The 6,510-nt window shown below is 67.0% G+C and carries 7 protein-coding genes; 5 read left to right on the forward strand and 2 right to left on the reverse strand.

The features are described from left to right. The first annotated feature begins 75 nt into the window (after positions 1–75). On the forward strand, positions 76–324 hold the full coding sequence (locus F5544_RS05380) for a hypothetical protein (protein ID WP_167472148.1): 249 nt from the start codon (positions 76–78) through the stop codon (positions 322–324). Here F5544_RS05380 and F5544_RS05385 read toward each other — a convergent pair. Together F5544_RS05385 and F5544_RS05390 are read right to left on the reverse strand one after the other, a co-directional pair. Then, positions 306–962: a response regulator transcription factor gene (locus F5544_RS05385; RefSeq protein WP_167472149.1), complete on the reverse strand. Its 657-nt coding sequence runs from the start codon at positions 960–962 to the stop codon at positions 306–308. The genes F5544_RS05380 and F5544_RS05385 overlap by 19 nt on opposite strands. Before the next feature lie 137 nt (positions 963–1,099). Then, positions 1,100–2,467 carry an MFS transporter gene (locus tag F5544_RS05390; protein WP_167472150.1) on the reverse strand — a complete coding sequence of 456 codons (1,368 nt, stop codon included), beginning with the start codon at positions 2,465–2,467 and terminating at the stop codon, positions 1,100–1,102. Positions 2,468–2,732: 265 nt separating this feature from the next. Here F5544_RS05390 and F5544_RS05395 point away from each other — a divergent pair, with 265 nt between their 5' ends. The 4 genes from F5544_RS05395 to F5544_RS05410 are packed head-to-tail and all read left to right on the forward strand — an operon-like array spanning position 2,733 to position 6,495. Further along, entirely contained in the window at positions 2,733–3,953 is a 1,221-nt protein-coding gene (locus tag F5544_RS05395; protein ID WP_167472151.1) for a hypothetical protein, read from the forward strand. A 22-nt stretch (positions 3,954–3,975) separates the two neighbouring features. Then, positions 3,976–4,482, forward strand: a complete 507-nt coding sequence (locus tag F5544_RS05400) for a hypothetical protein (RefSeq protein WP_167472152.1) — start codon at positions 3,976–3,978, stop codon at positions 4,480–4,482. Continuing rightward, complete coding sequence (locus tag F5544_RS05405) at positions 4,479–5,981, forward strand: hypothetical protein (protein WP_238847099.1); 1,503 nt, start codon at positions 4,479–4,481, stop codon at positions 5,979–5,981. The genes F5544_RS05400 and F5544_RS05405 overlap by 4 nt, the downstream gene beginning before the upstream one ends. A 10-nt stretch (positions 5,982–5,991) precedes the next feature. Beyond that, positions 5,992–6,495 carry a YbaB/EbfC family nucleoid-associated protein gene (locus F5544_RS05410; RefSeq protein WP_167472153.1) on the forward strand — a complete coding sequence of 168 codons (504 nt, stop codon included), beginning with the start codon at positions 5,992–5,994 and terminating at the stop codon, positions 6,493–6,495. Positions 6,496–6,510 lie beyond the last annotated feature (15 nt).

The raw sequence follows: 6,510 nt of genomic DNA on the forward strand, positions 1-6,510 counted from the left end.
GCGATCTGCCGGGACGGAGTGCGCAGTCGGCGCGATTATCTTGCTGTATCCATCGGCGGTGTAAGAGGTTTCGGTATGGCGGAGGACGAGCGGACGGCGGTCGGGTTCGCGCTCGGCGCCCGCGTCCGGGTGACGGTCGACGCGGACGGCGTGGTGATCGATACGCGCATCGATCTGGAACCGGATGAGGTGAGCTACGAGCAATTGGCGCTCGCGCTCACCGTCGCCGCTCAGCAGGCCCGCGACCTGCTGGTCGTCGCGGAATCGACAAGCCTTGCGGCGCAACCCGATTCCGGCGAGCAGAGTCAGGTCTCCCACCGGTAGCCGAAGCCGCGGATGGTGATGATCAGGCCGGGCCGATCGAGTTTGGCGCGCAGCCCGGCCATGTGCACATCGAGTGCGCGGGATACCGCCGGTGAGGAGTCGCCCCAGATGCGGTCCATCAACGCCTGACGGCTCACCGCGGTGCCCGGCCGCTCCACCAGGATGCGCACCAGCTGGAATTCCTTGTGCGTCAAGGTGATCACCCGGTCGGCCACCAGCACCTGGCGGGCGACCAGATCCACCCGCACGTCACCGGTGACCACGTCCATCGGCGTCCTGCCGGGTGGGACGGCGCGGCGGGTGACCGTCTCCAGTCGCGCGACCAGTTCGGCGATGCGCGGCGGTTTGATCAGGTAATCGTCGGCCCCGCTGCGCAGCCCGTTCACCACCGAACTCTCGCCGCTGCGTGCGGTGAGGATGACGACGGGCACGGAGCTTACTTCCCGCAAACGCCGGAGCACCTCCAGCCCGTCGATATCCGGCAGCCCGAGATCGAGGATCACCGCATCGAACCGGCGGTGCGAGGCGAGCAGGTCGGCGCCGCGACGGTGGCGTTCGACCTGGTAGCCGCGGGCAGTGAGCGCGGCTACCAGCGCTTCGCCCATACCCTCATCATCTTCGACAACCGCAAGCCGCACGCGCCGATCCTCGCAAATCGAGGCCTCCGGCGCGCGCTTTCGGCAATCATCGGGTCACGGCGCGGCGGCAGTGTTGGATCAGCGGTGCTCGCCGGCCCTGCGTGGTTACGCTTCGCTGCCGCCTCCGGGCCTGACGCTCACGCCGCGACCCGCTCCTCGGTCTCCAGGTCGAGCGGGGACTCGTGCGAGGTTTCGCGCATGAATACGTAGATGATCAGCGAGATCACGATGCAGCCCGCGACGTACCAGTAGAACAGCGATTCGTGATGGTGCTGTTTGAGCCACAGCGCGACCGTCTCCACCGTGCCGCCGAAGATCGCGACGACCAGCGCGTAGGGCAGGCCGACGCCGAGCGCGCGGATCTTGGTGGGGAACAGTTCGGCCTTCACGATCGCGTTGATCGAGGTGTAGCCGGTGACGACGACCAGGAGCACCATCATCAGTGCCCATGCCGCCACCGGATTCTTGGTGTGCGCGAGCACGGACATGATCGGCACCGTGAGCAACGTTCCGGCAACGCCGAAGAAGATGAGCAGCCTGCGCCGCCCGATCCGGTCGGACAGCATGCCCGCCAACGGCTGGAACACCACGAACACCGCGAGCGCGATGAAGTTGATCCAGGCAGCGGTCGGCTTGGAGATATGCGCGGTATTGATCATGAACTTCTGCATGTACGTCGTGTACGTGTAGAAGGCGACGGTGCCGCCGAGCGTCAGGCCCGCGACGATCAGGCATTCGCGCGGATATTGGGCGAGCAGCCGCAGCGAACCGCGAGCCGCCCGCTTGCGCGCGACCTCCTTGGCGATCACGTCGATCGCCTCGGGGCCGGACAGTCCGGCCAGCTTCTCCTCGACCCGGTACTGCTCGGATTCGTCCATGCCGCGCCGCAACCACATGATCAGCAGGGCGCCGCCCGCGCCGATCACGAACGGAATCCGCCAGCCCCAGTTGTTCATCTGCGGATCGGTGAAGATGTGCTGCAATATGATTTGCACACCGAGCGCGACAAGCTGACCCGCGACCAACGTCACGTACTGGAAGCTGGAGTAGAACCCGCGCTTACCCGGCGACGCCACCTCGGACAAATACGTTGCGCTGGTTGCGTATTCGCCGCCGAGCGAGAGGCCCTGCAGCAGCCGCGCCAGCACCAGCAGCGCGGGTGCGGCGAGCCCGATCGTCTGATATCCCGGTGTCAGGGCGATCAGCAGCGAGCCCGCCGCCATCACCGTCACCGACAGCGTGAGCGCGGAGCGGCGGCCGAACCGGTCGGCGTAGCGCCCGAGCGCCCAGCCGCCGATCGGCCGCATCAGGAAGCCCACCGCGAAAACCGCGGCGGAATTCAGTAGCTGAGCGGTGGAATCGCCTTTGGGGAAAAAGGTTTGGGAAAAATAAACCGCGAACGCGGTGTAGACATACCAGTCGTACCACTCGGCGAGGTTGCCGAGTGAGCCTCGCAGGACGTTGCCGACTACTCGGCGCTCGCCTACGACCTGTGTCGTAGTCATTCTGAATCTCCTTCTGCCGCCGCACGACCCCGGTCGGCTGGACACCACGGTGGCGAAGGAGCGTCGCGCACGCGGTGATACGCGGATGTTCTAACGATCCCTTAGGAAAATGCCGCGCGGGGGCCGGATCCGAGATGAATGGCCTGATCAGAAACTTTACAGTCCCTTGAGCTTCTGACCACCGGGAATGGGCGCGAGACGGGCTTACAACATGTCAGTATCGAGAACAGCAGGGTGTGTTGATGAACGGGAACGGCAACGAATCATGAACGTCGACTATCGCGAGGGCGCCACGGGCGCGGGCGAACTCGTCGTTGCCGAACCGCTGGATCGTCTCGTCGAGGAACTCGCCGAACTCGGCAGGCCGGGCTGGCGGCGGGTGGAAGCGGTTTTCGCGCTGACCGTTTCGACCGAGACCACCCGCGTCACCGTCGAGTACGACCATCGCGTCGGCCGGGTGGACGCGCCGGAATCGCTGGTGGCCCTTGCCCGTTCGCATCGAGAGCAGGCGGCGTGGACGGTGGCGGGCCCGTGGTGGGTGCTCACCGTGCGGGTCGACGAATCCGGCAGGGCCGAAATCGATTACGACTACGGCGATGAACCGTTCCCCGGCGATCAGTTGCTGCGGCCGGAGGCGTACCGCGCCGATATCGATGCCTATCCCAGGGTGCGGCTGCCGCTTTGGCTCGCGGCCTATATCAACCACGGCGATCGGCAGTCGCGCGGTGCGCGCCGGGCGGCGGTCGCCAGTCGTGCCGACCGCGTGCGCGGCATCGCGCCGACGCCGGTGGAGGAGGATTTTCCGGAGCTGCCGCTGCTGTGGTCCCGGTGGGCCGTGCTCGCGGCGGCGCATATCGCGGTCGGTTCCGAGTCGGGGCCGCGGGTCGTGCCGGACACCGGCTGGTACGAGAGCGCCCGCAATGGCAGCAGCGGTTCGTCGCTGTATCTGCTCGCGGGCGGTCGGGCCGTGCTCTCGGGCGGGGTGTGGAACGCGCCCGCGCTGAACGCGGCGTACAACGGCGGTATCGATCTGCCGAATCTTTATGCGGGAGCGCCTGATTGGGTGACCAACGCGGTGCTCAACCCGCGGGCGGCGGTCGGTTTGCTCTCATTCTGTTTCTGGTGGGACGGGGACGGCTGGTACGGCGGGGAGTCGCCGTCGATCCAGCAGTGTGGTGCCGCGCTGCCGCCGATCTGGTCGGCGGGCACGGTGCGCGAGACGGTGGCCAGAATGCTGGTGCCGCAGCCGGATTCGCGGGTGCGGGCGGCGGTCTCGCGATTGCTCGCCGCCGCCGATTGCGGGGTGTTGACTCGAGCGCTGGTGCAGCAGGTATTCGGCGCGGAGCGGGATATCGACGGGGCGATGCGACAGCTGCGGACGGCCGGTGTGCTCGCACCGCGTGGGGCGGTACCGCGACCGGATGGTCCACCATCCATTTCCATACTGGGTGGTCGGTATTTATGCGATGATCGAATCGCGTTGTAGCTGAAGGGTTCGGAGGTAGAGATTGAGTACCGGGGATTCGCAAACGCCCGCCAGCATGCAACAGCTGTCCGACGACACCAAGGCGATATCGGATGACGTCCAGCAGCTCAACAACGATTCGCAGAACCACGCCAACCTGCAGACCTGGCGCGATGACGCGGCGAAGCTGGCAAGCGACGCCAAGCGGTTGAAGGTCGACGTGGATAGCCTCGGACCGGCGGCGGACCGGGTGGACGAGGTCGCGGCGAACTTCAAGAACTGGTGGGACGGGCTCAAATCGGCCGCCGCAGGTCACGAGGCCACCCTGTCCCAGTGCACGACCGACGTGGGTAAATCCTTCTTCGACGGCCAGCACGGAAATGACGGATATAACGCGAACAAACAGGGCCTCGAGGATTTCGTCGCGCAGGTACAGCAGTTCCTGACCGATTGCTCCAGCAGTTTGCGTGAGGCGCAGAAGGGGCTTCAGCAGACCGAGGACGTCGTGACCCAGGACCTCAACACCATCAACGGGGAGCTGAATGCGTGAGTGCTGAGCCGAAACCCTTTACCGGCGAGGCGAACAGCGACGCGCAGCACCCCGAGACGCCGATCGATCCCGTAGCGGAGACCGAGACGGTCGACGAGCCGGAAACCGATGCCGCCACGGAGTTGGCGCAGCGAATCGTCGGCGCACTCGCCGAGATAGGCCCGCCGGGATGGCAGGAGCTGGAGGCGACCATCGCCGTGACCGTCGCGGCCGAGGCGGGCTTCGTCACCTACTCCGACGGCGACCGATCGATGCGCGCCGAAACCCCGCAGCCGGTATTGCGGTTGGCGCGCGAACAGCGTGCCGCCGTTGTGCGCGCGGGTGACGAGCCGTGGTTGCGGCTGCTGATCCGGGCGGTCGCGCCGGCGACGGCCGGGGCGGCGGTGCGCGCCGTCGAAATCGAATTCGACAACGGCGACGAGCCGTTTCCGGCCGAGCAACTGTTCGCTCCCGAGGTCTATCTCGCGGACCTGCAGGAGCATCCGCGGCGACGGTTGCCGATGTGGCTGGCCGCTTATGTTTCGCACGGCGACCGGCAGGTGCGCACACCGCAGCAGGCCGCGGCGCGGGCAAGGGCCGACAAGGCGGCCGGTGTGTGGGCGGTGTTGGCGGACAACGAGTTTCCGCCCTTCCCCGTGCTGTGGGCGCGCTGGGCGACCCTCGCGGCGGCGTTCGTCGCGGTCGGATCGGAGTGGGGTCCGCGGGTGTTGCCCGCGGGAGGTGTGTTCGAGAGTTCGAAGCGCGGCGGCTCGACCCTGTACGTATTGCCGGGACAGCGGGCGGTGTTGTCCGGTGGCGTCTGGGACGCGCCCGCGCTCGCCGCGGCATACGACGCGGGTGCGGATCTGCCGAATCTATATGCGGGAGCTCCGGATTGGGTGACCAATGAAGTGCTGAACCCGCGCGCGTCCGCGGGGCTGCTCTCGTTCTGCTACTGGTGGGAGCATGATCGGTGGTACCGCGGCGAATCGCCGACGGCGGCCGACTGTGCCTCCGCGGTGCCGGGGGTGTGGAGCGCGAAGGCCGTCGCGGGGATCATCGTGAGCCTGCTCGGGCCGCGCGCGGACGCTCAGTCGCAGACGGCCGCCGACACGCTGGTCGCGGCGGCGGAGGTCGGCGTGGCCACGCGGGAAACCGTGGTGAACGTCTTCGGTGACGATGTCGATATCGACGGTGCGCTGCACCAGCTTTCGCTGGCCGGTCTGGTCGCCGAGACCGTGACGCCGATCGATGCGGCCGAGGCCGTCGACCGGGTCCGGCACTACGTCAGCAGCCGCGACCTGGACACCACCGGATATCCGCTGTCGGAGTTGGTGGCCGACCGGTTCAGCTGCGGGTGGACGGTGTATGTGCCGGTGCCCGAGGGAGAGGTCGCGATCGGGCGCGCGATTTTCTACGTCGGCGACGACGGCGTGCTGGAACAGTCGTCGTCCTCGATCGAATCCGATCGCTATATCGCTGGGTTCGAGCAGCGATTCCGGCAACGTCAGGGTCTGTAGGAGGTGCGCAATGGCTGAAGAGGTCACCGAGGCGATGGTGGCGGACCTGCTCGAAAACGTCGCCGAGAACATTGTCGCGGTGCGGCGCTTCCACGATCAGCGGACCCAGCTCATCGCTGAAGGCACGGCGGCGCGCAATCGGGTGACGGTGGTGGTCAACGCGGACGGCCACATCATCGAGACCAGGTTCGGCCCGAACTACACCGATCTGAGCCGTTCCGAACTGGGCAAGGCCGTCACCGAGGCCGCGCATCGGGCCATCGAGGAAGTCCGCAGGAAGACAATGGAATTGATGGAACCGATCCAGCAGCGGCACGATCGGTTGCCGAAGATCGGCGAGCTGTTCCCCGGTATGCCGGATCTTTCCGAGGTGCTGAGCAGGCCCGCGGCCTCGCTCGCCCCGCCGAGCGAGCGGCAGCCGCTCGACGCCGAAGCGCGACCGGATGCGGCCCGTCCCGCGGCCGAACGTCCCTCCGCCGACGGAACTTCCGACATCTTCGATCGCGGCTGGTAGCGGTCGACCGGTTCG

The organism is Nocardia arthritidis, assembly GCF_011801145.1.
In the GTDB taxonomy this organism is placed as follows: Bacteria; Actinomycetota; Actinomycetes; order Mycobacteriales; family Mycobacteriaceae; genus Nocardia; species Nocardia arthritidis_A.